This is a genomic window from Pseudocitrobacter faecalis (genome assembly GCF_965231525.1).
Taxonomy (GTDB): domain Bacteria; phylum Pseudomonadota; class Gammaproteobacteria; order Enterobacterales; family Enterobacteriaceae; genus Pseudocitrobacter; species Pseudocitrobacter faecalis.
On sequence record NZ_CBDDNJ010000002.1, the window covers coordinates 4,770,500 to 4,795,212 of the forward strand.

Consider the following 24,713-nt stretch of genomic DNA (forward strand, 5'->3'; position numbering starts at 1 on the left):
AGGGGCAATTCAACCAAGAGTCCAACTATGTCATCTTCCCGTCCGGTGTTCCGCTCGCGCTGGCTACCCTATTTGCTGGTTGCCCCGCAGTTGGTCATTACCGTTATTTTCTTTATCTGGCCTGCGGGCGAAGCGCTGTGGTACTCGCTGCAAAGCGTGGATCCCTTTGGGTTTTCCAGCCAGTTTGTCGGCCTGGATAACTTCGTCACGCTGTTCCAGGACAGCTACTATCTCGATTCTTTCTGGACGACGATAAAATTCAGCACCATGGTGACCGTCAGCGGTCTGGTGATCTCGCTTATTTTTGCCGCGTTGGTGGAGTACATCGTGCGTGGCAGTCGTCTGTATCAAACGCTGATGCTGCTGCCTTACGCCGTCGCGCCTGCCGTCGCAGCGGTGCTGTGGATTTTCCTCTTCAACCCAGGACGCGGGTTGATTACCCATTTCCTCGCCGAATTTGGCTACGACTGGAACCATGCGCAAAACAGCGGTCAGGCGATGTTCCTTGTGGTGTTCGCCTCGGTCTGGAAGCAAATCAGCTACAACTTCCTGTTCTTCTACGCTGCGCTGCAGTCCATTCCGCGTTCGCTGATTGAGGCGGCGGCGATTGATGGCGCCGGCCCGATTCGCCGCTTCTTCAAACTCGCCCTGCCGCTGATTGCGCCGGTGAGCTTCTTCCTGCTGGTGGTGAACCTGGTCTACGCCTTCTTCGACACCTTCCCGGTTATCGATGCCGCGACGGCGGGCGGGCCGGTGCAGGCGACGACCACGCTGATTTATAAAATTTACCGCGAAGGTTTTACCGGGCTGGATCTCTCGGCCTCCGCCGCGCAGTCGGTGGTGCTGATGTTCCTCGTCATCGTGCTGACGGTGGTGCAGTTCCGCTATGTGGAAAGTAAGGTGCGTTACCAATGATTGAGAACCGTCCGGGGCTGACGATATTCAGCCATACGATGTTGATTCTGGGAATTGCGGTCATTCTCTTCCCGCTGTATGTCGCCTTTGTGGCGGCGACGCTGGATGATCAGGCGGTCTTTGCGACGCCGATGACGCTGCTGCCGGGGACGCATTTGCTGGAAAATATGCACCACATCTGGGTGAACGGTGTTGGCGTGAACAGTGCACCGTTCTGGCGGATGATGCTTAACAGTTTTGTGATGGCGTTCAGCATTACGCTGGGCAAAATCACCGTCTCGATGCTCTCTGCCTTTGCCATCGTCTGGTTCCGCTTTCCGCTGCGTAACCTCTTTTTCTGGATGATTTTTATCACCCTGATGCTGCCGGTTGAAGTGCGTATTTTCCCGACGGTAGAGGTCATTGCCAATCTGAAGATGCTGGATAGCTACGCCGGGCTGACGCTGCCGTTAATGGCGTCGGCAACCGCGACGTTCCTGTTCCGTCAGTTCTTTATGACGCTGCCGGATGAACTGGTGGAAGCCGCGCGTATTGATGGCGCATCGCCGATGCGTTTCTTCCGCGATATCGTCTTCCCGCTGTCAAAAACCAACCTGGCGGCGCTTTTCGTGATCACCTTCATCTACGGCTGGAACCAATATTTGTGGCCGCTGCTGATCATCACTGATGTTGATCTCGGCACCACCGTTGCGGGTATCAAAGGCATGATCGCCACCGGCGAAGGCACAACCCAATGGAACCAGGTGATGGCAGCGATGTTATTAACGCTTATCCCACCCGTGGTGATTGTTTTAGTGATGCAGCGTGCCTTTGTGCGCGGTTTAGTCGACAGTGAGAAATAAGATGGCAGGACTGAAATTACAGGCAATAACCAAAAGCTGGGATGGTAAAACCCAGGTCATTAAACCGTTGACGCTGGACGTGGCCGATGGGGAATTCATCGTGATGGTCGGGCCGTCTGGCTGCGGGAAATCCACGCTGCTGCGCATGGTGGCCGGGCTTGAACGTGCGACCAGCGGCGATATCTGGATTGACGGCAAGCGCGTGACAGAAATGGAACCGAAAGATCGCGGCATTGCGATGGTGTTCCAGAACTACGCCCTCTACCCACATATGAGCGTGGAGGAGAATATGGCGTGGGGGCTGAAAATTCGCGGCATGGGTAAGCAGCAGATTGCGGATCGCGTAAAAGAAGCGGCGCGTATCCTGGAGCTGGACGGGCTGCTTAAACGCCGCCCGCGCGAGCTTTCCGGCGGTCAGCGCCAACGTGTGGCGATGGGACGCGCAATTGTGCGTGACCCGGCGGTGTTCCTGTTCGATGAACCGCTGTCGAACCTGGATGCCAAGCTGCGCGTGCAGATGCGCCTTGAGCTGCAACAACTGCATCGTCGTCTGAAAACCACCTCGCTGTACGTGACGCATGATCAGGTTGAGGCGATGACGCTCGCCCAGCGGGTGATGGTGATGAATGGCGGCATCGCCGAACAGATTGGTACACCGGTTGAAGTCTATGAAAAACCCGCCAGCCTGTTTGTGGCGAGTTTTATCGGCAGCCCGGCGATGAACCTGCTGGCCGGGCGCATCACCAATGAAGGCACGCACTTTGAGCTGGAAGATGGCCTGTTGTTGCCGCTCAATGGCTACTCTCGCCAGCACGCCGGGCGTAAAATGACGCTCGGTATCCGCCCGGAGCATATTGCGTTAAGCTCGCAGGCGGAAGGCGGCATACCGCTGGTGATGGATACCCTGGAGATGCTGGGCGCGGATAACCTTGCGCATGGTCGCTGGGGCGCACAGAAGCTGGTGGTGCGTCTGTCTCATCAGGAACGCCCAACGGCGGGCAGCACGCTGTGGCTGCATCTGCCGGATAATCATTTGCATCTTTTTGATGGCGAAACAGGACAAAGAATATGAGTAACTGGCCTTATCCCCACGTTGCGGCTCATCGTGGCGGCGGCAGACTGGCTCCGGAAAACACCCTGGCGGCCATTGATGTAGGGGCGCGATACGGTCATACCATGATTGAGTTCGACGTGAAGTTGTCGAAAGACGGCGAAATTTTCCTGTTGCACGACGATAACCTTGAGCGCACCAGCAACGGCTGGGGCGTGGCGGGCGATCTGAACTGGCACGATTTACTGCGCGTGGACGCGGGTAGCTGGTTTAGCGGTGAATTCAAAGGTGAACCGCTGCCGCTGCTTTCGCAGGTGGCGGAACGTTGCCGCGAATACGGCATGATGGCGAATATCGAAATCAAGCCGACCACCGGAACCGGGCCGCTAACCGGCAAAGTGGTGGCGCTGGCGGCGCGCGAACTGTGGACGGATATGACGCCGCCGCTGCTCTCGTCGTTTGAAATTGATGCGCTGGAAGCGGCACAGCAGGCCGCACCGGAATTGCCGCGCGGGTTGTTACTGGACGAATGGCGCGATGACTGGCGTGAACTGACCACGCGGCTGGGCTGCGTCTCGATTCACCTCAACCACAAACTGCTGGATGAAGCGCGCGTGGATGCCCTGCGTGAAGCTGGCCTGAAGATTCTGGTGTATACGGTGAACAGACCCCAGCGCGCTTCGCAATTGCTGCGCTGGGGCGTGAACTGCATCTGTACCGATGCCATTGACGTTATCGGCCCGGATTTCCAGCCTTAAGGCAGATTCGTTTTCACTGGCAGATCAGGATTGTTATTCAGCATGTCGCCATTCTGCCGCTGCGGCAACATATGCTGCTGATTATTCAGCAGCGAATCGCTATTCCCTGATGCCCCGCTCTGGTTCAGCATCCCGCCGTTAGTATTGGGGAGCATTTGCTGACCTGCGGGGTTTCGCTCCCCCGGCTGGGCCTGCTGTATCCGCTGCCTGTCGTTATTCATCTGCGTCTGAAGCTGTTGCTGCTGAACGCGCGTTTGTGTCTGCAACTGTTGATTCAGCATCCCTTTCTGCTGCACCTGCTGCGATTTCATCTGAGTTTGTAACCGCTGCTGGCTCGGGATTTTGTAATCCGGCAGATTGGGGTTATTGGTGGTATTGAGTGGCTGTGCTAAAGCGGCAAACGGAAGCCATGCCGCCAGAATCAGTAATCGTTTCATTGTCTCTCCTCCCTTCTGAGGGATCACTTAAGTTTACCTCGTTTTCGCCATAACGATGATTATTTAGGAGTTTTGAACCAGGCTTAAACGGGAACTGTGACCCCAATTCTGGAGAACAACGATGATGAAACAGACGTTTGCGCGTTGGCTGGCGATTGCCGCGCTAACCGCGGGAGGGAGTTTTGCCGTGGCGGCAGCGACGACCGAGCCTGCAGCACCACCGGTATCTTATGGCGTAGAGGAAGATGTTTTTCACCCGGTGCGCGCGCATCAGGGGATGGTGGCATCGGTGGACGCGCTCGCCACTCAGGTCGGGGTGCAAATCCTGAAAGAGGGCGGAAATGCCGTTGACGCGGCGGTAGCGGTGGGTTACGCGCTGGCGGTCACGCATCCGCAAGCCGGGAACCTGGGCGGTGGCGGATTTATGCTGCTGCGAACCAAAGACGGGAACACGACAGCAATCGATTTTCGCGAAATGGCCCCCGCCCAGGCTACGCGTGATATGTTCCTTGATGATCACGGCAACCCGGACAGCAAAAAATCCCTGACGTCACATCTGGCCTCCGGCACGCCGGGTACGGTAGCCGGTTTCTCACTGGCGCTGGAAAAGTACGGCACGCTACCGCTCAACAAAGTAATTCAGCCCGCGTTCAAACTGGCGCGCGACGGTTTTGTGGTGAACGATGCGCTGGCAGACGATCTCAAAACCTACGGCAGTGAAGTCATTCCCAACCATGAAAACAGTAAAGCGATTTTCTGGAAAGACGGCGAGCCGCTGAAAAAGGGCGACAAACTGGTGCAAAAAGATCTGGCGAAAAGCCTGGAGCTGATTGCCGAAAATGGCCCTGATGCGTTTTATAAAGGCGCTATCGCCGATCAGATTGCCGACGAGATGCACAAGCACGGCGGGCTGATCACCAAAGCGGATCTCGCAGAGTATAAAGCGGTAGAGCGCACGCCAATCAGCGGTGATTATCGCGGTTATCAGGTCTTCTCCATGCCGCCGCCTTCTTCTGGCGGGATCCACATTGTGCAAATCCTCAACATCCTCGAAAATTTCGACATGCATAAATATGGTTTTGGCAGCGCCGACGCCATGCAGGTGATGGCGGAAGCGGAGAAACATGCCTATGCGGATCGCTCGGAATACCTTGGTGACCCGGATTTTGTGAAGGTGCCCTGGCAGGCGCTGACCAGTAAAGCCTATGCGAAATCGCTCGCCGAACAGATTGACCTCAATAAGGCGAAACCGTCCAGCGAAATTCGCCCCGGCAAGCTCGCGCCTTATGAGAGCAATCAAACGACCCATTTCTCGGTGGTGGATAAAGACGGTAACGCGGTGGCGGTGACTTATACGCTGAACACCACCTTTGGCACCGGGATTGTCGCCGGAAACAGTGGCATTCTGATGAATAACCAGATGGATGATTTTTCAGCCAAGCCGGGTGTGCCGAACGTTTATGGCCTGGTCGGCGGTGATGCGAATGCGGTAGGGCCGAAGAAGCGCCCGCTGTCATCCATGTCGCCAACGATTGTGGTGAAAGACGGCAAAACCTGGCTGGTTACCGGCAGCCCTGGCGGCAGCAGGATTATCACCACGGTGCTGCAAATGGTGGTAAATACCATCGATTATGGGATGAATGTTGCGGAAGCCACTAACGCGCCGCGATTCCACCATCAGTGGCTGCCGGATGAGCTGCGCGTGGAGAAGGGCTTTAGCCCGGATACGCTGAAGTTGCTTGAGCAGAAGGGGCAGAAAGTGGCGCTGAAAGAGGCGATGGGCAGTACGCAAAGTATTATGGTTGGGCCAGATGGCACGCTGTATGGCGCGTCTGACCCGCGCTCGGTGGATGATTTGGCGGCGGGGTACTGAATTTGCCTCCCTCATCCTAACCCTCTCCCTCAAGGGAAAGGGGACCGATTCTCCCTCTCCCTGTGGGAGAGGGCCGGGGTGAGGGCATCAGGCCGCACTCATTCCTTTCACACGCGTCATAAAATACGCATCCACATATTCCCCGTTGCGCAGCCCGTACTTCTTCCCGGTGCCTTCAATTACAAATCCGTGCTTCTTATACACCGCAACCGCCGGGGCGTTATCGACGAATACCGTAAGCTCAATACGCTCCACGCGCAGCCAGTTGTCGCACATATCAATCATCTCGCGCATCAGGGCGCTGGCGACGCCGCGGTTTTGCCAGCGCGCATCAACGCAAATGCCGAAATCAGCCACGTGACTGCGGCGAGGGCGTTGCGCCACGTCGATGCACAGATGCCCGACCACGGTGTCGTCAATGCAGGCGACAAGCTGTTTGATGCCGGGCTGGTCGGCCAGCCGCGTTTCCCACATCTGCTCAGAAGGATGAGGAACCTGTAGCGTGTTGTAATACACCTCCGGCTGGGCGTGGATCTGCCGAATGGCAGCGTAGTCTTTCGGTTCGGCGTGGCGTATTACTATCTCACTCATTCCTTGTTTCCTCCGTGGGGTGATTATCCCTTTCAACATCATTGACTTTAAAAGCGGAGTCAACTGACATTTTTTGCAAAAAGTGTTGGACAAGTGCGAATGAGAATGATTATTATTGTCCTGCATTCAGGAAGACCCCTGAGGGAGAACCTGAAAGCACGACATTGCTCACATTGCTTCCAGTATTACTTTAGCCAGCCTCGTGCTGGCTTTTTTTTGGGGTGTGTTCCAGCCTGGCTTACTTGCCATTTTGTTCCCGGGCTGTGCTCGCCATCCTCACGTACATTAAGTACGCTCCGGTTGCTGCGCGGGCATTTGTGCCATTTCTTCGCCAAACTTCCTCATTTTGTCTCTCTTCACTTTGCGCTATGGTGTAACCAGATACCTTTAAAGGACGACATCATGGCCCTACACTGTGCATTCATTGGTTTTGGTAAAAGTACCACGCGCTATCATCTTCCCTATGTTCTGAACCGCAAAGATAGCTGGCACGTAGCGCATATCTATCGTCGCAGCGCGAAGCCGGAAGAGCAGCATCCGCAGTATTCTCACATTCATTTCACCAGCGATCTGGATGAAGTGCTGAATGACCCGGAAGTGAAGCTGGTGGTCGTGTGTACCCACGCTGATAGCCATTTTGATTACGCAAAGCGTGCGCTGGAAGCCGGGAAAAACGTGCTGGTTGAAAAGCCGTTCACCCCCACGCTTGCCGAAGCGAAAGGACTGTTTGCGCTGGCGAAAAGCAAAGGGCTGACCGTAACGCCGTATCAGAACCGTCGCTTTGACTCCTGCTTCCTCACCGCGAAAAAAGCGATTGAAAGCGGCAAGCTCGGTGACATTGTGGAAATCGAAAGCCACTTTGACTACTTCCGTCCGGTAGCGGAAACCAAACCGGGATTACCGCAGGACGGCGCGTTTTACGGCCTGGGCGTGCATACGATGGACCAGATCATTTCTCTGTTTGGCCGCCCGGATCACGTCGCGTACGACATCCGCAGCCTGCGGAATAAAGCCAACCCGGACGACACCTTCGAAGCGCAGCTTTTTTACGGGGATCTGAAGGCCATCGTCAAAACCAGCCATCTGGTGAAAATCGATTACCCGAAATTTATTGTGCATGGCACCAAAGGCTCGTACCTGAAATACGGCATCGACCAGCAGGAAACCAGCCTGAAAGCCAATATCATGCCGGGTGAGCCGGGCTTTGCGGCTGATGACTCCATCGGCCAGCTGGAGTACGTCAACGATGAAGGCGTGACGGTGAAAGAAGAGGTAAAACCGGAGACCGGCGACTATGGCCGCGTCTACGATGCGCTGTATCAAACCATCACCCAGGGGGCGCCAAATTACGTCAAGGAATCTGACGTTCTGACTAACCTTGAGATCCTCCAACGCGCCTTCGAGCAGGCCTCGCCTGCCACAATCACCTTCGCCAGATAAGATGTTAAGACTCCTCTATTCTTGTTCACATTTTTTGAATAGAGGAGTCAATTTTCACCCACTATCATCTCGGTCGGTTTAGGGCCACACTTACTCCATCGAAAACATGAGGGGGTAACAAATGATTTTCTTACGCAAAGCAAATGAACGTGGTCATGCAAATCATGGTTGGCTGGATTCCTGGCATACCTTCTCGTTTGCTAACTATTACGACCCGAATTTTATGGGCTTCTCGGCACTGCGCGTGATCAACGATGACGTGATTGACGCAGGTCAGGGGTTCGGTACGCACCCGCACAAAGATATGGAAATTTTGACCTATGTTCTGGAAGGTGCCGTTGAGCACCAGGACAGCATGGGTAACAAAGAACAGGTTCCGGCGGGTGAGTTCCAGATTATGAGTGCGGGTACCGGCGTGCGTCACTCCGAGTACAACCCAAGCAGCACCGACCGTCTGCGCCTGTACCAAATCTGGATCATTCCAGAAGAAACCGGTATTACGCCGCGCTACGAACAGCGCCGCTTCGACGCCGAGCAGGGTAAACAACTGGTGTTGTCGCCGGATGCGCGTGATGGTTCGCTGAAAGTGCACCAGGATATGGAACTGTATCGTTGGGCGCTGGCGAAAGATGAGCAGTCGGTGCATCAGATTGCTGCTGACCGTCGCGTGTGGATTCAGGTGGTAAAAGGTAACGTCACCATCAATGGTACCAAAGCCACCACCAGTGATGGCCTGGCGATTTGGGATGAGCAGGCGATTTCTGTTCATGCTGACAGTGAAAGCGAAATTCTGCTCTTTGATCTGCCGCCAGTATAATCATGCGTAAATAAATAAGAGAACCTCCCCAATCAACCGGGGAGGTTCTCTTATCTCCGTGGTAAACTGAGGGAATGTTTCACTTTTATTTCTCTCAGGACGATGAAAAAGAAAAGACCCGTACTTCAGGATGTGGCCGATCGCGTTGGCGTGACCAAAATGACGGTCAGCCGTTTCTTACGCAATCCGGAGCAGGTCTCCGTCGCACTGCGAGGTAAAATTGCACAAGCCCTTGATGAACTGGGTTATATTCCTAATCGTGCTCCTGATATCCTCTCCAATGCCACCAGCCGCGCGGTTGGGGTACTCCTTCCTTCCTTAACTAACCAGGTCTTCGCTGAAGTGCTGCGTGGCATTGAAAGCGTGACCGACGCCTATGGTTATCAGACGATGCTCGCCCACTACGGCTATAAGCCGGAACTGGAGCAGGAGCGGCTGGAATCAATGCTGTCGTGGAATATTGACGGCCTGATCCTCACCGAACGTTCACACACGCCGCGTACCCTGAAGATGATTGAAGTCGCCGGCATTCCGGTCGTTGAGCTGATGGACAGCAAATCGCCGTGCCTCGACATTGCGGTCGGTTTCGATAACTTCGAAGCCGCGCGGCAGATGACGGCGGCGATTATCGCGCGCGGCCATCGCCATATCGCCTATCTTGGCGCGCGTCTCGATGAACGTACTATCATCAAACAGAAGGGTTACGAGCAGGCAATGCTCGATGCCGGGCTGGTGCCTTACAGCGTGATGGTCGAGCAGTCGTCGTCCTACTCGTCGGGGATTGAGCTGATGCGTCAGGCGCGTCGTGAATATCCGCAGTTGGACGGCATCTTCTGTACCAACGATGACCTTGCGGTAGGCGCATCCTTTGAGTGCCAACGTCTGGGATTGCGTATCCCTGATGATATCGCCATCGCCGGTTTCCACGGCCATGACATCGGGCAAGTGATGGAGCCCCGCCTGGCAAGCGTCCTGACGCCGCGTGAGCGCATGGGCCGCATCGGCGCGGAACGCCTGTTAGCACGGATCCGAGGTGAAGCAGTTACGCCTAAAATGTTAGATTTAGGTTTCACTTTGTCACCGGGCGGTTCAATTTAGCCCTGACAAATTTGAACTAGATCACACATATTCATTTCCGGCACGAATGGTGATTGCTTCTCCACTGGCCCGGCATGACAATGTTACCGATAACAGTTACCCGTAACAAATTCTTGTGTCCAGCAGGAGGACGCTTTGAGCACGACTAATCATGATCACCATGTCTACGTTCTGATGGGCGTATCTGGCAGTGGTAAATCCGCAGTCGCCAGTGAAGTGGCGCATCGACTGAATGCCGCGTTTCTTGATGGCGATTTCCTTCATCCGCGTAGCAACATCGTCAAAATGTCCTCCGGCGAACCGCTGAACGACGACGATCGCAAACCGTGGCTGCAGGCCCTGAACGATGCCGCATTTGCGATGCAGCGTACTAACAAAGTTTCCCTGATTGTTTGCTCTGCGCTGAAAAAAGCGTACCGCGACATTCTGCGTGAAGGTAACCCGAATCTCTCCTTCGTGTACCTGAAAGGCGATTTCGACCTGATCGAAAGCCGTCTGAAAGCACGTAAAGGCCACTTCTTCAAAACGCAAATGCTGGTGACGCAGTTCGAAACGCTGCAGGAACCGAGCGCTGATGAACGCGATGTGCTGGTGGTTGATATCGATCAGCCGCTGGAAGGCGTTATCAACAGTACTATTGAAGTGATTAACAAAGGCAGTAACGCGTGACAACTTTAACGCTGGTTTTAACAGCAGTCGGCTCCGTTCTGCTGCTGTTGTTTTTAGTCATGAAGGCGCGTATGCACGCCTTCCTGGCTTTGATGGTGGTTTCTATTGGAGCAGGTCTTTTCTCGGGGATGCCGCTGATTAAAATCGCGCAAACCATGGAGAAAGGGATGGGCGGTACGCTGGGCTTCCTGGCTATCGTGGTCGCGCTGGGCGCGATGTTCGGCAAAATTCTGCATGAAACGGGCGCAGTCGATCAGATTGCCGTCAAAATGCTGAAATCCTTTGGCCATAATCGCGCACACTACGCGATTGGCCTGGCCGGTCTGATTTGTGCGCTGCCGCTGTTCTTCGAAGTGGCGATTGTGCTGCTGATTAGCGTCGCGTTCTCTATGGCGCGTCACACCGGGACTAACCTGGTGAAACTGGTGATCCCGCTGTTCGCCGGTGTTGCTGCTGCGGCGGCGTTCCTGCTGCCTGGGCCTGCGCCCATGCTGCTGGCGTCCCAGATGCACGCTGATTTCGGCTGGATGATTCTGATTGGTCTGTGCGCGGCAATCCCGGGCATGATCATTGCGGGCCCGCTGTGGGGCAACTTCATCAGCCGCTACGTTGAGCTGAGCATTCCGGAAGACATCACCGAGCCGCACCTGGGCGAAGGCAAAATGCCATCCTTCGGTTTCAGCCTGGCGCTGATCCTGCTGCCGCTGGTGCTGGTCGGTCTGAAAACCATCGCCGCACGCTTTGTTGCTGAAGGTTCTACCGCGTACGAATGGTTTGAATTTATCGGTCACCCCTTCACTGCAATTCTGATTGCGTGCCTGGTTGCCATTTATGGTCTGGCGTATCGCCAGGGCATGGCGAAAGACAAAGTGATGGAAATTTGTGGTCACGCGCTGCAACCTGCGGGCATTATCCTGCTGGTTATCGGTGCAGGCGGTGTGTTCAAACAGGTTCTGGTTGATTCTGGCGTGGGCCCGGCACTGGGCGAAGCACTGACCGGTATGGGTCTGCCGATTGCGCTGACCTGCTTCATCCTGGCGGCTGCGGTACGTATCATTCAGGGTTCCGCAACGGTTGCCTGCTTAACGGCGGTTGGCCTGGTGATGCCAGTTATCGAACAACTGAACTACAACGGCGCGCAGATGGCGGCATTGTCTATCTGTATCGCGGGTGGCTCCATTGTTGTCAGCCACGTGAACGACGCCGGTTTCTGGTTATTCGGTAAGTTTACGAATGCCACCGAAGCACAGACACTGAAAACCTGGACCATGATGGAAACCATCCTCGGTACCGTGGGCGCGATTGTCGGTATGATTGCGTTTACCCTGCTGAGCTAGGTTGTACAGAACGTTATTGCGAAAGGGCTTCCTGATGGAAGCCCTTTTTTATTGTAAGAGCGACGTTGTACAAGGTGAAAGGATGCCTGGCGTATCGTCGAGCATGAAGTAGCAACGTAAATTTTGGCTATTCGAGAACGTTAGAAGTTCGCTTAATTCTCTTAATTGTCTGATATTTTGACGTTTATAGAGCTGCATATACCTATCGAGTTCATGGATGTTGAGTACCTGACGAACTCGAGACTCTACGCCGATATCTGCCACATATTTTCTAAATTTTGGAGAGATCCAGAATACCAGTTCCAGAATCTTTTCCAGTTTTTCAGTCAGCCCTGCAATAACATCCTGCCGGTTTTTAACCTCACCCATCCGCCAGGCGGGTTCGTTATGGGAGATACGGTTCCTGAAGGCGCGCACTTCTTCTATCCTTCTGCGAATGATATCGCGTTGATGAAACATCGGATTTTTGCTGCCCGAGAGTCGTGGGAGTTTCCGAAAGGCCTTCGTCAATTCATGAGGCCACAGAAAGCGTTTGTCAGCGCCATCATAAAAATGCTTATCAAGAAGGTATTCCCATGTTGAGAAATCGCTCTGAGAGATAATCTGGTCAAGCGTGGGGGCGGGGTTCGTAATCCCTTTTCCTTCAAGATTTCGTTTGGCGCTTTTCGTCGCAATTTTGATATTGTCGCAAAATTTACGAACTTGTTCCGCTTTGCCTTCGCAACCACTGAAATCGTGATCTTGCCAGGCTGGGATGACCGAAAACCATAACGCCTGATCATGTCTTTGATACTTCGCAGCGGCTACCTGATTAAGCGTATTACGCAGGCAAACTTCGACCATTTGTAGCAATGGATAAAACGCGCTGACGACAGCAAGATTCCAGCAATAGGCACCGAAAAGCTGGGCATCATTTTGAGGTTGAAAGGAGGATTTGTAGCTGCTCAGGCGCACCGTACTTAGTAAGCGAGTGGGTTCAGCATAATCGTAGTTTTCGGGCATGATGGAGAACTCTGACAGTTTTCCCCATTATTTCAAAGAAGAATCAGGTTACATATGTCCAGATCGGGACACTCACCTTCGCCTGGAAAGGAGGGAGATATCTTGATGCGTACGTTCTGAATAGCTAAACTTGTCTGGCAGCCAATCGAGAGTTCTTCTCCCACCTTGTCGTGGTGCCAGTTCTTCGATATCAGGCGAAAGGATATAACCCCGGAATCATCTCAATGGCTCCGGGGTTTTTTATTGTCAGTGGGTCAACTCTTCACCCCTTCATCCACATCCGAATCCCATCCAGGAACATCTGCGTTGCCATCATCACCAGAATCAGCCCCATCAGGCGCTCAAGCGCGTTCACGCCTTTCTCGCCCAGCAGGCGTAAGAATAGCGATGATTGCAGCAGAATAGCCACCGTGCCGCCCCAGGCGATGAGCAGGGCGATAACGAGGTGGCTTATATTGTTGGGATATTGATGCGACAGTAGCATGAGCGTGGCCAACAGCGTCGGCCCGGCGACCAGCGGGATGGCGAGCGGCACAATAAAAGGTTCTTCACCCGCCGGTAAACCGGAACTGTTTTCGGAGCTGCTGGGAAAGATCATCTTAATGGCAATCAAAAACAGAATGATGCCACCAGAGATAGAAACCGTTTCGGCACGCAGGTTCAAAAAGGCCAAAATCTTCTCGCCCGCGAACAGAAAAATCAGCATGACGAGGAGTGCGATTAAAAGCTCACGTATCATGATCGCCCTGCGGCGCCTGGGTTCCGTGTGTTTTAATACCGACATAAAAATCGGCAAGTTTCCTAATGGATCCATAATCAGGATCAATAAAACCGATGCAGAAAAGATTTCATTCATAACCAAAATTCCCTGATAATTATTACGGATTTTCTGCTTAACACGTGACCGATGGAACGGTTTCCGAAGTGGCGCGTGTTGGCTCCCAAAATGGGGGTAATAAGTTGCATTTCTGATTGCTGCGCAATCATTGATTAATTTCACTTGCGACTTTGGCTGCTTTTTGTAATGTGAAGGATGTCGCACCGGATCTGGTGACATTAACAGCACATCTCTGCAGGAAAAAAACGTTATGAAAAATGTTGGTTTTATCGGCTGGCGTGGAATGGTCGGCTCTGTACTCATGCAACGCATGGTGGAAGAGCGAGATTTCGACGCCATTCGCCCGGTCTTCTTCTCCACCTCCCAGCTTGGGCAGGCGGCGCCGTCTTTTGGCACCACCAGCGGTGGTACGCTGCAGGATGCTTACGATCTTGACGCGCTGAAGGCCCTGGACATTATTGTCACCTGCCAGGGCGGCGATTATACCAACGAAATCTATCCAAAGCTTCGTGAAAGCGGCTGGCAGGGCTACTGGATTGACGCGGCCTCTTCGCTGCGCATGAAAGACGACGCCATTATCATTCTTGACCCGGTTAACCAGAAAGTCATCACCGATGGCCTGAACAACGGCGTGAAAACCTTTGTGGGCGGCAACTGTACCGTCAGCCTGATGCTGATGTCCTTAGGCGGCCTGTTTGCGAATGACCTTGTAGAGTGGGCGTCCGTTGCTACCTATCAGGCAGCTTCCGGCGGCGGCGCGCGTCATATGCGTGAGCTGCTGACTCAAATGGGGCTACTGCACAATCACGTCGCTGATGAACTGGCGAACCCGGCTTCCGCCATTCTCGATATCGAACGTAAAGTTACGGCGTTGACGCGCAGCGGCGACCTGCCGGTCGATAACTTCGGCGTTCCGCTGGCAGGCAGTCTGATCCCGTGGATCGACAAACAGCTTGATAACGGCCAGAGCCGTGAAGAGTGGAAAGGCCAGGCTGAGACCAACAAAATCCTCGCTACCGCGTCCACCATTCCGGTTGATGGCCTTTGTGTCCGTGTCGGCGCGCTGCGCTGTCACAGCCAGGCTTTCACGCTGAAGCTGAAAAAAGATATCTCTATCGCTACCGTTGAAGAGCTGCTGGCGGCTCACAACCCGTGGGCGAAAGTCATCCCGAACGATCGCGACATCACCATGCGCGAGCTGACTCCTGCGGCGGTCACCGGCACGCTGACCACGCCGGTTGGGCGTCTGCGTAAACTAAACATGGGGCCGGAGTATCTCTCAGCCTTTACGGTTGGCGACCAGTTATTGTGGGGGGCAGCAGAACCGCTGCGCCGCATGTTGCGTCAGCTGGCTTAATATTCTCAGGGGGGCTTTATGCCCCCCTGTTTACATCTGATAGGTTTTGCGTACTACAAGGAGTAAACGCGAATGTATTCATTTTTCTCAGAGGTTCAATAAAGCGTTGGCTATGCTGTAAGCAAGGTTAAATTTTTGCGACCTTGGCTGAAGGTTGGGCGGGGCAGAGAGGAAGCACATTGTGCTGCGCCGTGCAGGTCAAAAATGTCGTCCACATGACTGGAACGAGACGACACTCATATAACAGGATGATGAACCATGTCCGATCGTATTGATAGAGACGTGATTAACGCGCTAATTGCTGGCCATTTTGCGGATCCTTTTTCCGTTCTGGGGATGCATAGCACCGAAGCAGGGCTGGAAGTCCGGGCGCTTTTACCTGATGCGACTGATGTCTGGGTTATCGAACCGAAAACCGGGCGTAAAGTCGGTAAGCTCGAGTGTTTAGACTCGCGCGGTTTCTTTTGCGGCGTTCTGCCGCGACGTAAAAATCCTTTTCGTTATCAACTGGCGGTGGTTTGGCACGGCCAGCAGAATCTGATCGATGACCCGTATCGTTTCGGCCCGCTGTTGCAGGAGATGGACGCGTGGCTGTTGTCTGAAGGTACGCACCTGCGCCCGTACGAAACGCTGGGCGCGCATGCCGACACAATGGACGGCGTTACCGGCACGCGGTTCTCGGTGTGGGCGCCTAACGCCCGCCGCGTCTCTGTGGTCGGGCAGTTTAACTACTGGGATGGCCGTCGTCACCCAATGCGTCTGCGTAAAGAAACCGGTATATGGGAACTGTTTGTGCCCGGCGCGCATAACGGTCAGCTCTACAAATTTGAAATGATCGACGCGCGCGGCCAGCTTCGCATCAAAGCCGATCCTTACGCCTTTGAAGCTCAGATGCGCCCGGAAACGGCATCGCTGATTTGCGGCCTGCCGGACAAAGTGGTGCAGACGGAAGAGCGTAAGAAGGCGAATGGCTTCGATGCGCCGATTTCTATCTATGAAGTGCATCTCGGTTCCTGGCGTCGTCATACGGATAACAATTTCTGGCTGAGCTATCGCGAACTGGCTGATCAGTTGGTGCCCTACGCGAAATGGATGGGGTTTACCCATCTGGAACTGCTGCCGGTTAACGAGCATCCCTTCGACGGTAGCTGGGGTTATCAGCCGACCGGGCTGTACGCGCCAACCCGCCGTTTCGGTACGCGTGAAGATTTCCGCTACTTTATCAATGCCGCACACGCTGCGGGCCTGAACGTGATTCTCGACTGGGTGCCTGGCCACTTCCCGTCGGATGACTTCGCGCTGGCGGAATTCGACGGCACCAAACTCTACGAACATGATGACCCGCGTGAAGGCTACCATCAGGACTGGAATACCCTGATTTACAACTATGGCCGCCGCGAAGTCAGCAACTACCTGCAGGGCAATGCGCTCTACTGGGTCGAACGCTTCGGCATTGACGCGCTGCGCGTGGATGCGGTGGCTTCCATGATTTACCGCGATTACAGCCGTAAAGAAGGTGAGTGGATCCCCAATGAATTTGGTGGCCGCGAAAACCTCGAAGCGATTGAATTCCTGCGAAATACCAACCGCGTGCTGGGCGAGCAGGTACCCGGCGCGGTGAGTATGGCGGAAGAGTCGACCGATTTTCCCGGCGTTTCGCGCCCGCAGGACTCCGGCGGTCTGGGCTTCTGGTATAAGTGGAATCTGGGCTGGATGCACGACACGCTCGATTACATGAAGCTTGACCCGGTATATCGTCAGTATCATCACGACAAAATGACCTTTGGTCTGCTGTACAACTATACGGAAAACTTCGTGCTGCCGTTGTCGCATGATGAAGTCGTCCACGGTAAAAAATCAATTCTTGACCGTATGCCGGGCGATGCGTGGCAGAAGTTTGCCAACCTGCGCGCCTACTACGGCTGGCTGTTCGCGTTCCCGGGCAAAAAGCTGCTGTTTATGGGCAACGAATTTGCGCAGGGGCGTGAGTGGAACCATGACGGCAGCCTCGACTGGCATCTGCTGGAAGGCGGCGACAACTGGCACCACGGCGTTCAGCGTCTGGTGCGTGACCTGAACCACACTTATCGCCACCATAAAGCACTGCACGAGCTCGACTTCGACCCGTACGGTTTCGAATGGCTGGTTGTCGATGACCACGAGCGGTCGGTGTTTATCTTTGTGCGCCGTGATAAGCAGGGCAACGAACTGATTGTCGCCAGCAACTTTACGCCCGTACCGCGCCACAATTATCGTTTCGGTATCAATCAGCCAGGCCGCTGGCGTGAAGAGCTGAATACCGACTCCTCGCACTATCACGGCAGCAACGCCGGAAATGGCGGCGTCGTACACAGCGATCACATTGCCAGCCATGGTCGTGAGCACTCCCTGAGCCTGACGCTGCCGCCGCTGTCGACCATCTGGCTGGTTCGGGAGGGGGAATGACCGTACTCGCCGCAGGTACACCCACGCCGTTAGGCGCACGCTATGACGGCAAGGGCGTAAATTTCACGCTCTTCTCTGCCCACGCTGAACGGGTGGAACTCTGCGTGTTCGATGCGCAGGGTAACGAGTCGCGCTACGACCTTCCCGCGCGCAGCGGCGATATCTGGCACGGTTACCTGGCAAAAGCGCGCCCAGGGCTGCGTTATGGCTATCGTGTCCACGGCCCGTGGGAACCTGCGCAGGGGCATCGTTTTAACCCGGCGAAACTGCTTATCGACCCGTGCTGCTATCGGGTTGATGGCACGCTGAAAGATGAGCCGGGCCTTCACGGCGGGTATCAGCAGCCGGATAACAGCGACAGCGCCGCGATCGCGCCGAAATCGGTGGTGACCGCGCTGGACTATCAGTGGGAAGATGACGCGCCGCCACGCACAGCGTGGGGTAAAACCGTCATCTACGAAGCGCATGTGAAGGGGCTGACCTATCGCCATCCGGGTATCCCGCAGGAGATTCGCGGCACCTACAAAGCGCTCGCACACCCGGTGATGATCAACTACTTCAACACGCTGGGCATTACCGCGCTGGAACTGATGCCGGTGGCGCATTTTGCCAGCGAACCGCGTCTTCAACGCATGGGGCTAAGCAATTATTGGGGCTACAACCCAATGGCCATGTTTGCCCTCGAACCACGCTACGCCAGCTCACCGGAGCGCGCGCTGGATGAATTTCGCGATGCGATAAAAGCGCTGCATCGCGCCGGAATCGAAGTGATTCTCGACGTTGTGCTGAACCATAGCGCGGAGATTGACCTCGATGGCCCAACCTTCTCCCTGCGCGGAATCGACAACCGTAGCTATTATTGGATCAGGGAAGATGGCGATTACCACAACTGGACGGGGTGTGGAAACACGCTCAATCTCAGTCATCCGGGTGGCGTAGAGTACGCCCGCCAGTGCCTGCGTTTTTGGGTGGATGTCTGCCATGTTGATGGTTTTCGTTTCGATTTAGCCACCATCATGGGGCGTACGCCGGAATTTCGTCAGGATGCGCCGCTGTTTGAAGCGATTAAACACGACCCGGTTCTCTCTGCGGTGAAGCTGATTGCCGAGCCGTGGGATATCGGGATGGGCGGTTACCAGGTCGGTAATTTTCCGCCGCTGTTTATGGAGTGGAATGACCATTTCCGCGATGCAATGCGCCGATTTTGGTTGCAGGAGACTCTCTCGCTGGGCGAATTTGCCCAACGTTTCGCTGCTTCCAGCGATGTTTTTGCGCGAAATGGCCGCAGCCCATCGGCGGCGGTGAATCTGGTGACGGCCCACGACGGCTTCACGCTGCGTGACTGCGTTTGCTTCAATAATAAGCATAACGAAGCCAACGGTGAGGAAAATCGCGACGGCACCAGCAATAACCATAGCAATAATCATGGTATAGAAGGATTAGGTGGTAACCTGGACATTATTGAGCGCCGTCGGGCCAGCGTGCATGCGCTGCTGACAACGCTGCTGCTGTCTCAGGGAACACCGATGCTGCTGGCCGGTGACGAACATGGCCACAGCCAGCACGGTAATAACAACGCCTACTGCCAGGACAATCCGTTGACCTGGCTGGATTGGGAAAACGCCAATGTCGGGCTTACCGCATTTACCGCCGCGCTGATTCATCTGCGCCAGAACATCCCTGCCTTAACGCAGGATGCCTGGTGGCAAGAAGGTGACGGCAATGTGCAGTGGCTCAATCAGAATGCGCAACCGCTGCATCCTGATGAGTGGCAAAACGGCGTAAGGCGGATGCAAGTCCTGCTTTCCCATCGTTGGCTTATTACGCTCAATGCGACGCACGACGTGGCTACACTCGTTTTACCTGAGGGGGAGTGGCGCGCTGTTCCCCCCTTCGCCGGAGAGGATAATCCGGTCGTCATGGCTGTCTGGCATGGGCCCGCGCACGGAGTGTGCGTATTTCAAAGGTCATAGGCTCTGAACATTCCGCGGATGGCGGATGAAGACGAGCAACAAAAGGAGTTAATCATGGTTAGGCTGGAAAAAAACGATCCCTTAATGCTGGCGCGCCAGTTACCGAATAAAACGGTTGCGCTGATCCTCGCGGGGGGCCGCGGCACGCGCTTAAAAGATCTCACTATCAAGCGTGCGAAACCGGCGGTGCACTTTGGCGGGAAATTCCGCATCATCGACTTCGCACTGTCGAACTGCATCAACTCAGGGATTCGTCGTATTGGCGTGATTACACAGTATCAGTCACACACGCTGGTACAACACATTCAGCGCGGCTGGTCCTTCTTTAGTGAAGAGATGAACGAGTTTGTCGATCTTCTGCCTGCTCAGCAGCGCGTACATGGTGAAAACTGGTATCGCGGCACCGCTGATGCGGTAACCCAGAACCTCGACATCATTAGTCGCTATAAAGCGGAATATGTGGTGATCCTCGCGGGCGACCATATCTACAAACAAGATTACTCGCGCATGCTCATCGACCACGTCGAAAAAGGGGCGCGCTGCACCGTTGCGTGCATGCCGGTGCCCATTGAAGAAGCAACTGCGTTTGGTGTGATGGCGGTAGACGAAAGCGAGAAGATTATCGACTTTGTCGAAAAACCGGCAAACCCACCGGCGATGCCGAATGACCCAGGCAAATCACTTGCCAGTATGGGTATCTATGTCTTTGATGCAGATTATCTTTATGAACTGCTGAAAGAGGACGATCTGGACGAGAACTCCAGCCACGACTTCGGCAAAGACATCATCCCGAAAATCACCAAAGCTGGCATGGCTTATGCACATCCTTTCCCACTCTCCTGTGTACAGTCTGACCCGAATGCAGAACCGTACTGGCGTGATGTGGGTACGCTGGAAGCGTACTGGAAAGCGAACCTTGACCTGGCGTCCGTTACGCCCGAACTGGACATGTATGACCAGAACTGGCCGATTCGTACTCACATGGAATCCCTGCCGCCGGCGAAGTTCGTACAGGACCGCTCCGGTAGCCATGGCATGACCCTGAACTCGCTGGTTTCCGGCGGCTGTATTATTTCAGGTTCCGTGGTGGTGCAATCCGTTCTGTTCCCGCGCGTGCGCGTGAACTCGTTCTGTAACATTGATTCGGCAGTCTTATTACCGGACGTTTGGGTTGGGCGTTCATGCCGCTTACGCCGCTGTGTTATCGACCGCGCCTGCGTCATTCCAGAAGGAATGGTGATTGGTGAAAATGCGGAAGACGATGCTCGCCGTTTCTACCGCTCGGAAGAGGGTATTGTGCTGGTAACGCGTGACATGCTGCGCAAATTGCAGGTCAAACAGGAGCGATAATGCAGGTTTTACATGTTTGTTCAGAGATGTTCCCGTTATTGAAAACTGGCGGTCTGGCTGATGTCATTGGTGCACTGCCTGCAGCGCAAATTGCGGATGGAACGGATACGCGCGTGCTGCTGCCGGGGTTCCCGGATATTCGCCGGGGTATCACCGATGCGCAGGTAGTGACGCGTCGACAAACCTTTGCCGGGCCGATTTCGCTGCTGTTCGGGCATTTTAACGGAGTGGGCATTTACCTGATCGACGCGCCGCATTTGTATGACCGCCCAGGGAGCCCGTACCACGACACTAACCTGCATGCCTACACCGATAACGTCCTGCGCTTTGCGCTGCTGGGCTGGGTAGGCTGTGAAATGGCCTGCGGGCTCGACCCGTTCTGGCGCCCGGAAGTGGTGCACGCGCATGACTGGCACGCGGGGCTGGCTCCGGCGTATCTCGCGGCGCGTGGCCGACCGGCGAAGTCGGTATTTACGGTGCATAACCTGGCCTATCAGGGCATGTTCTATGCGCACCACATGAATGACATCGACCTGCCGTGGTCGTTCTTCAACATGCACGGGCTGGAGTTTAACGGCCAGATTTCGTTCCTGAAAGCCGGGCTTTACTACGCCGATCACATCACGGCGGTGAGCCCAACCTATGCACGGGAAATTACCGAGCCGCAGTTTGCTTATGGCATGGAAGGATTGCTGCGCCAGCGCCACCAGGAGGGCCGACTTTCCGGCATCCTGAACGGCGTGGATGACAACGTATGGAGTCCGGAAAAGGACTTACTGCTGGCGTCGCGCTATAACCGCGATACTCTTGAGGAGAAAGCGGAAAACAAACGCCAGCTACAAATTGCGATGGGCCTTAATGTTAACGATAAAGTGCCGCTGTTTGCTGTTGTCAGCCGATTAACCAGCCAGAAAGGTCTGGATCTGGTTCTGGAAGCTTTACCGGGCTTGCTGGAGCAAGGCGGGCAACTGGCGCTGCTGGGTGCCGGCGATCCTGTTCTGCAGGAGGGCTTCCTTGCGGCTGCGGCGGAGCATCCGGGGCAGGTTGGCGTCCAGATAGGCTATCACGAAGCCTTCTCGCACCGCATTATGGGCGGTGCCGACGTCATTCTTGTGCCAAGCCGCTTCGAGCCTTGCGGCTTAACGCAGCTTTATGGCCTGAAGTACGGCACGCTACCGCTTGTGCGTCGTACTGGTGGTCTGGCAGATACCGTCTCAGACAGTTCACTGGAAAACCTGGCCGATGGCGTCGCCAGCGGTTTTGTCTTTGAGGACAGTAATGCCTGGTCGCTATTAAGAGCCATCCGGCGTGCTTTCGTGTTGTGGTCTCGCCCATCACTCTGGCGCTATGTACAGCGTCAGGCGATGAGCGTGGATTTTAGCTGGCAAGTCGCGGCGCACTCTTACCGCGAGCTTTATCAACGCTTGATGTAATCACAGGAATCATTTCTATGAATGCACCATTTACCTATGCATCACCGACCCTTAGCGTTGAGGCTCTCAAGCACTCTATTGCCTATAAGTTGATGTTCACGATTGGGAAAGATCCGGCCATTGCCAATAAACACGAGTGGCTGAACGCCACGCTGTTTGCGGTGCGTGACCGTATGGTGGAGCGCTGGTTGCGCTCCAACCGCGCACAGCTTTCTCAGGAAACGCGACAGGTTTATTACCTGTCGATGGAGTTTTTGATTGGCCGCACCCTTTCCAACGCGCTGTTATCCCTCGGCATTTACGAAGATGTCAAAAACGCGCTGGAAGGGATGGGGTTAGACCTCGAAGAGTTGATCGACGAAGAAAACGACCCAGGGCTCGGCAACGGCGGCTTGGGCCGACTGGCGGCCTGCTTCCTGGATTCTCTCGCCACTCTCGGCCTGCCGGGGCGTGGCTACGGTATTCGTTATGACTACGGTATGTTCCGCCAGAACATCGTTGACGGTCGCCAGAAAGAATCACCGGATTACTGGCTGGAATACGGTAACCCGTGGGAGTTTGAGCGTCACAATACCCGCTACAAAGTGCGCTTTGGTGGTCGTATCCAGCAGGAAGGCAAAAAGAGCCGCTGGGTCGAAACCGAAGAGATCATAGCCGAAGCCTACGACCAAATCATTCCCGGCTACGACACCGACGCGACCAACACACTGCGTCTGTGGAGCGCCCAGGCGAGCAGTGAAATCAATCTCGGTAAATTTAACCAGGGCGACTACTTCGCGGCGGTGGAAGACAAAAACCACTCGGAAAACGTCTCGCGCGTTCTTTATCCGGATGACTCGACCTACTCGGGCCGTGAACTGCGCCTGCGTCAGGAATATTTCCTGGTATCGGCCACCATCCAGGATATTTTGAGCCGTCACTATCAGTTGCATAAAACCTATGCCAACCTGGCGGACAAAATCGCGATTCACCTCAATGACACCCATCCGGTGCTGTCGATTCCTGAGCTGATGCGCCTGTTAATTGATGAGCACAAATTCAGCTGGGACGACGCGTTTGAGGTGACCTGTCAGGTCTTCTCCTACACCAACCACACGCTGATGAGCGAAGCGCTGGAAACCTGGCCGGTCGACATGCTGGGTAAAATTCTGCCGCGTCACCTGCAAATCATCTTTGAAATCAACGACTACTTCCTCAAAACCCTGCAAGAGCAATACCCGCAGGATATGGGGCTGCTGAGCCGTACCTCTATCATTGATGAGTCTAATGGTCGCCGCGTGCGGATGGCGTGGCTGGCGGTTGTCGCCAGTCACAAGGTAAACGGCGTGTCTGAGTTGCACTCCAACCTGATGGTGCAATCGCTGTTTGCCGATTTCGCCACGATCTTCCCGATGCGTTTTACCAACGTGACGAACGGTGTTACGCCGCGCCGCTGGCTGGCCCTGGCGAATCCGCCACTGTCAGAGGTTCTGGATGAGAACATTGGCCGCACCTGGCGTACCGATCTTAGCCAGCTTAGTGAGCTTGAGCAGCATATCGATTATCCGACGGTGAATCAGGCGGTGCATCGCGCCAAGCTGGAAAACAAAAAACGCCTGGCCGCGGCGATTGCCCAGCATCTTAACGTGGTGGTTAACCCGAACGCGCTGTTTGATGTGCAGATCAAGCGTATCCACGAGTACAAACGGCAGTTAATGAACGTGCTGCACGTGATTACCCGTTACAACCGCATCAAGGCCGAGCCAACCGCCGATTGGGTGCCGCGCGTTAACATCTTTGCCGGGAAAGCGGCATCGGCGTACTACATGGCGAAGCACATCATTCACCTGATCAACGATGTTGCCAATGTGATCAACAACGATCCGCAAATCGGCGATAAGCTGAAAGTGGTGTTTGTGCCGAACTACAGCGTGAGTCTGGCACAGGTGATCATTCCGGCCGCCGATCTCTCCGAGCAGATCTCGCTGGCAGGCACAGAAGCCTCCGGCACCAGTAACATGAAGTTTGCCCTGAACGGCGCGCTCACCATCGGCACGCTGGATGGCGCAAACGTTGAGATGCAGGAGAAAGTGGGCGAAGACAATATCTTCATCTTCGGCAACACCGCCGAAGAAGTGGAAGAACTGCGCCGGAACGGCTACAAACCGCGTGACTACTACGAGCAGGACGAAGAGCTGCATCAGGTGCTGACACAAATCGGCAGTGGGCTATTCAGCCCGGAAGAGCCGGGGCGCTACCGCGACCTGGTCGACTCTCTGATCAACTTTGGCGACCACTATCAGGTGTTGGCGGATTACCGCAGCTATATCGACACGCAGGATAAAGTGGATGAGCTGTACCGTAATCCGGAAGAGTGGACGACTAAAGCGATGCACAATATCGCCAATATGGGCTACTTCTCTTCTGACCGCACGATTCAGGAATATGCCAAAAATATCTGGCATATTGACCCGGTAAGGTTGTAGTGGACTAAAAATATGAAGGGGC

Annotated in this window: 20 protein-coding genes; 16 read left to right on the forward strand and 4 right to left on the reverse strand. The window is 54.8% G+C overall.

The genetic code is table 11. The features are described from left to right. Positions 1-27: 27 nt before the first annotated feature. From ugpA to ugpQ, 4 genes are read left to right on the forward strand one after another with little or no spacing between them, the layout of a single operon-like run. Positions 28-915 carry a sn-glycerol-3-phosphate ABC transporter permease UgpA gene (gene ugpA / locus ACOXYR_RS22950; RefSeq protein ID WP_108476800.1) on the forward strand — a complete coding sequence of 296 codons (888 nt, stop codon included), beginning with the start codon at positions 28-30 and terminating at the stop codon, positions 913-915. Continuing rightward, positions 912-1,757, forward strand: a complete 846-nt coding sequence (ugpE, locus tag ACOXYR_RS22955; protein ID WP_108476801.1) for a sn-glycerol-3-phosphate ABC transporter permease UgpE — start codon at positions 912-914, stop codon at positions 1,755-1,757. The genes ugpA and ugpE overlap by 4 nt, the downstream gene beginning before the upstream one ends. 1 nt (position 1,758) lies before the next feature. Then, positions 1,759-2,829 carry a sn-glycerol-3-phosphate import ATP-binding protein UgpC gene (locus ACOXYR_RS22960; protein WP_113858409.1) on the forward strand — a complete coding sequence of 357 codons (1,071 nt, stop codon included), beginning with the start codon at positions 1,759-1,761 and terminating at the stop codon, positions 2,827-2,829. Beyond that, on the forward strand, positions 2,826-3,566 hold the full coding sequence (gene ugpQ / locus ACOXYR_RS22965) for a glycerophosphodiester phosphodiesterase (protein WP_407731723.1): 741 nt from the start codon (positions 2,826-2,828) through the stop codon (positions 3,564-3,566). Before ACOXYR_RS22960 ends, ugpQ begins: the two co-directional genes overlap by 4 nt. Here ugpQ and ACOXYR_RS22970 read toward each other — a convergent pair. Beyond that, the gene (locus tag ACOXYR_RS22970) at positions 3,563-4,003 is read right to left on the reverse strand and encodes a DUF2756 family protein (RefSeq protein WP_421356417.1); all 441 of its coding nucleotides are present in this window, start codon (positions 4,001-4,003) and stop codon (positions 3,563-3,565) included. The genes ugpQ and ACOXYR_RS22970 overlap by 4 nt on opposite strands. A gap of 121 nt (positions 4,004-4,124) precedes the next feature. Between ACOXYR_RS22970 and ggt the strand changes: the two genes are divergently transcribed. Further along, positions 4,125-5,876, forward strand: coding sequence for a gamma-glutamyltransferase (gene ggt / locus ACOXYR_RS22975; RefSeq protein ID WP_208638232.1), 1,752 nt, complete (start codon positions 4,125-4,127; stop codon positions 5,874-5,876). A gap of 87 nt (positions 5,877-5,963) precedes the next feature. Here ggt and yhhY read toward each other — a convergent pair whose 3' ends face one another. Then, on the reverse strand, positions 5,964-6,467 hold the full coding sequence (gene yhhY / locus ACOXYR_RS22980; protein ID WP_421356416.1) for an N-acetyltransferase: 504 nt from the start codon (positions 6,465-6,467) through the stop codon (positions 5,964-5,966). 402 nt (positions 6,468-6,869) lie between these two features. On the opposite strand from yhhY, the gene ACOXYR_RS22985 reads away from it, so the two are divergent. From ACOXYR_RS22985 to gntU, 5 genes are all read left to right on the forward strand, one after another. Then, positions 6,870-7,907 carry an oxidoreductase gene (locus ACOXYR_RS22985; RefSeq protein WP_421356415.1) on the forward strand — a complete coding sequence of 346 codons (1,038 nt, stop codon included), beginning with the start codon at positions 6,870-6,872 and terminating at the stop codon, positions 7,905-7,907. A gap of 121 nt (positions 7,908-8,028) precedes the next feature. Continuing rightward, the gene (locus ACOXYR_RS22990; protein ID WP_108476563.1) at positions 8,029-8,724 is read left to right on the forward strand and encodes a pirin family protein; all 696 of its coding nucleotides are present in this window, start codon (positions 8,029-8,031) and stop codon (positions 8,722-8,724) included. Between the two features lie 102 nt (positions 8,725-8,826). Next, the gene (gene gntR / locus ACOXYR_RS22995) at positions 8,827-9,822 is read left to right on the forward strand and encodes a gluconate operon transcriptional repressor GntR (protein ID WP_015962646.1); all 996 of its coding nucleotides are present in this window, start codon (positions 8,827-8,829) and stop codon (positions 9,820-9,822) included. A 135-nt stretch (positions 9,823-9,957) separates the two neighbouring features. Continuing rightward, the gene (gene gntK, locus ACOXYR_RS23000) at positions 9,958-10,491 is read left to right on the forward strand and encodes a gluconokinase (protein ID WP_108476564.1); all 534 of its coding nucleotides are present in this window, start codon (positions 9,958-9,960) and stop codon (positions 10,489-10,491) included. After that, the gene (gene gntU, locus ACOXYR_RS23005; protein ID WP_108476565.1) at positions 10,488-11,828 is read left to right on the forward strand and encodes a gluconate transporter; all 1,341 of its coding nucleotides are present in this window, start codon (positions 10,488-10,490) and stop codon (positions 11,826-11,828) included. Before gntK ends, gntU begins: the two co-directional genes overlap by 4 nt. A 48-nt stretch (positions 11,829-11,876) precedes the next feature. On the opposite strand, the gene ACOXYR_RS23010 is transcribed toward gntU, so the two are convergent. Both ACOXYR_RS23010 and ACOXYR_RS23015 read right to left on the reverse strand, forming a co-directional pair. Then, positions 11,877-12,830 (reverse strand): hypothetical protein, encoded by a 954-nt coding sequence (locus ACOXYR_RS23010; RefSeq protein WP_421356414.1) that lies wholly within the window; start codon positions 12,828-12,830, stop codon positions 11,877-11,879. A 262-nt stretch (positions 12,831-13,092) separates the two neighbouring features. Continuing rightward, positions 13,093-13,686, reverse strand: coding sequence for a YhgN family NAAT transporter (locus ACOXYR_RS23015; protein ID WP_108476567.1), 594 nt, complete (start codon positions 13,684-13,686; stop codon positions 13,093-13,095). A 232-nt stretch (positions 13,687-13,918) separates the two neighbouring features. Between ACOXYR_RS23015 and asd the strand changes: the two genes are divergently transcribed. The 6 genes from asd (at position 13,919) to glgP (ending at position 24,691) form a co-directional block, all read left to right on the forward strand. Beyond that, positions 13,919-15,025, forward strand: coding sequence for an aspartate-semialdehyde dehydrogenase (asd, locus tag ACOXYR_RS23020; RefSeq protein WP_108476568.1), 1,107 nt, complete (start codon positions 13,919-13,921; stop codon positions 15,023-15,025). A 258-nt stretch (positions 15,026-15,283) separates the two neighbouring features. Next, positions 15,284-17,470, forward strand: coding sequence for a 1,4-alpha-glucan branching enzyme (glgB, locus tag ACOXYR_RS23025; RefSeq protein WP_350436249.1), 2,187 nt, complete (start codon positions 15,284-15,286; stop codon positions 17,468-17,470). After that, positions 17,467-19,443: a glycogen debranching protein GlgX gene (glgX, locus tag ACOXYR_RS23030; protein ID WP_415728858.1), complete on the forward strand. Its 1,977-nt coding sequence runs from the start codon at positions 17,467-17,469 to the stop codon at positions 19,441-19,443. Before glgB ends, glgX begins: the two co-directional genes overlap by 4 nt. A gap of 54 nt (positions 19,444-19,497) precedes the next feature. Then, on the forward strand, positions 19,498-20,793 hold the full coding sequence (gene glgC, locus ACOXYR_RS23035; RefSeq protein ID WP_108476571.1) for a glucose-1-phosphate adenylyltransferase: 1,296 nt from the start codon (positions 19,498-19,500) through the stop codon (positions 20,791-20,793). Continuing rightward, positions 20,793-22,226 carry a glycogen synthase GlgA gene (glgA, locus tag ACOXYR_RS23040; RefSeq protein ID WP_108476572.1) on the forward strand — a complete coding sequence of 478 codons (1,434 nt, stop codon included), beginning with the start codon at positions 20,793-20,795 and terminating at the stop codon, positions 22,224-22,226. The genes glgC and glgA overlap by 1 nt, the downstream gene beginning before the upstream one ends. Positions 22,227-22,243: 17 nt before the next feature. Beyond that, a complete protein-coding gene (gene glgP / locus ACOXYR_RS23045) occupies positions 22,244-24,691 on the forward strand; it encodes a glycogen phosphorylase (RefSeq protein ID WP_407731718.1) in 2,448 nt (815 codons plus the stop codon). Positions 24,692-24,713: the final 22 nt, after the last annotated feature.

Excerpts from the sequence above, each read along its gene's own strand:
- ugpA (WP_108476800.1), top strand. The coding sequence starts at position 28 with ATGTCATCTTCCCGTCCGGTGTTCCGCTCGCGCTGGCTACCCTATTTG.
- ugpE (WP_108476801.1), top strand. The coding sequence starts at position 912 with ATGATTGAGAACCGTCCGGGGCTGACGATATTCAGCCATACGATGTTG.
- ACOXYR_RS22960 (WP_113858409.1), top strand. The coding sequence starts at position 1,759 with ATGGCAGGACTGAAATTACAGGCAATAACCAAAAGCTGGGATGGTAAA.
- ugpQ (WP_407731723.1), top strand. The coding sequence starts at position 2,826 with ATGAGTAACTGGCCTTATCCCCACGTTGCGGCTCATCGTGGCGGCGGC.
- ACOXYR_RS22970 (WP_421356417.1), bottom strand. The coding sequence starts at position 4,003 with ATGAAACGATTACTGATTCTGGCGGCATGGCTTCCGTTTGCCGCTTTA.
- ggt (WP_208638232.1), top strand. The coding sequence starts at position 4,125 with ATGATGAAACAGACGTTTGCGCGTTGGCTGGCGATTGCCGCGCTAACC.
- yhhY (WP_421356416.1), bottom strand. The coding sequence starts at position 6,467 with ATGAGTGAGATAGTAATACGCCACGCCGAACCGAAAGACTACGCTGCC.
- ACOXYR_RS22985 (WP_421356415.1), top strand. The coding sequence starts at position 6,870 with ATGGCCCTACACTGTGCATTCATTGGTTTTGGTAAAAGTACCACGCGC.
- ACOXYR_RS22990 (WP_108476563.1), top strand. The coding sequence starts at position 8,029 with ATGATTTTCTTACGCAAAGCAAATGAACGTGGTCATGCAAATCATGGT.
- gntR (WP_015962646.1), top strand. The coding sequence starts at position 8,827 with ATGAAAAAGAAAAGACCCGTACTTCAGGATGTGGCCGATCGCGTTGGC.
- ACOXYR_RS23010 (WP_421356414.1), bottom strand. The coding sequence starts at position 12,830 with ATGCCCGAAAACTACGATTATGCTGAACCCACTCGCTTACTAAGTACG.
- ACOXYR_RS23015 (WP_108476567.1), bottom strand. The coding sequence starts at position 13,686 with ATGAATGAAATCTTTTCTGCATCGGTTTTATTGATCCTGATTATGGAT.
- asd (WP_108476568.1), top strand. The coding sequence starts at position 13,919 with ATGAAAAATGTTGGTTTTATCGGCTGGCGTGGAATGGTCGGCTCTGTA.
- glgB (WP_350436249.1), top strand. The coding sequence starts at position 15,284 with ATGTCCGATCGTATTGATAGAGACGTGATTAACGCGCTAATTGCTGGC.
- glgX (WP_415728858.1), top strand. The coding sequence starts at position 17,467 with ATGACCGTACTCGCCGCAGGTACACCCACGCCGTTAGGCGCACGCTAT.
- glgC (WP_108476571.1), top strand. The coding sequence starts at position 19,498 with ATGGTTAGGCTGGAAAAAAACGATCCCTTAATGCTGGCGCGCCAGTTA.
- glgA (WP_108476572.1), top strand. The coding sequence starts at position 20,793 with ATGCAGGTTTTACATGTTTGTTCAGAGATGTTCCCGTTATTGAAAACT.
- glgP (WP_407731718.1), top strand. The coding sequence starts at position 22,244 with ATGAATGCACCATTTACCTATGCATCACCGACCCTTAGCGTTGAGGCT.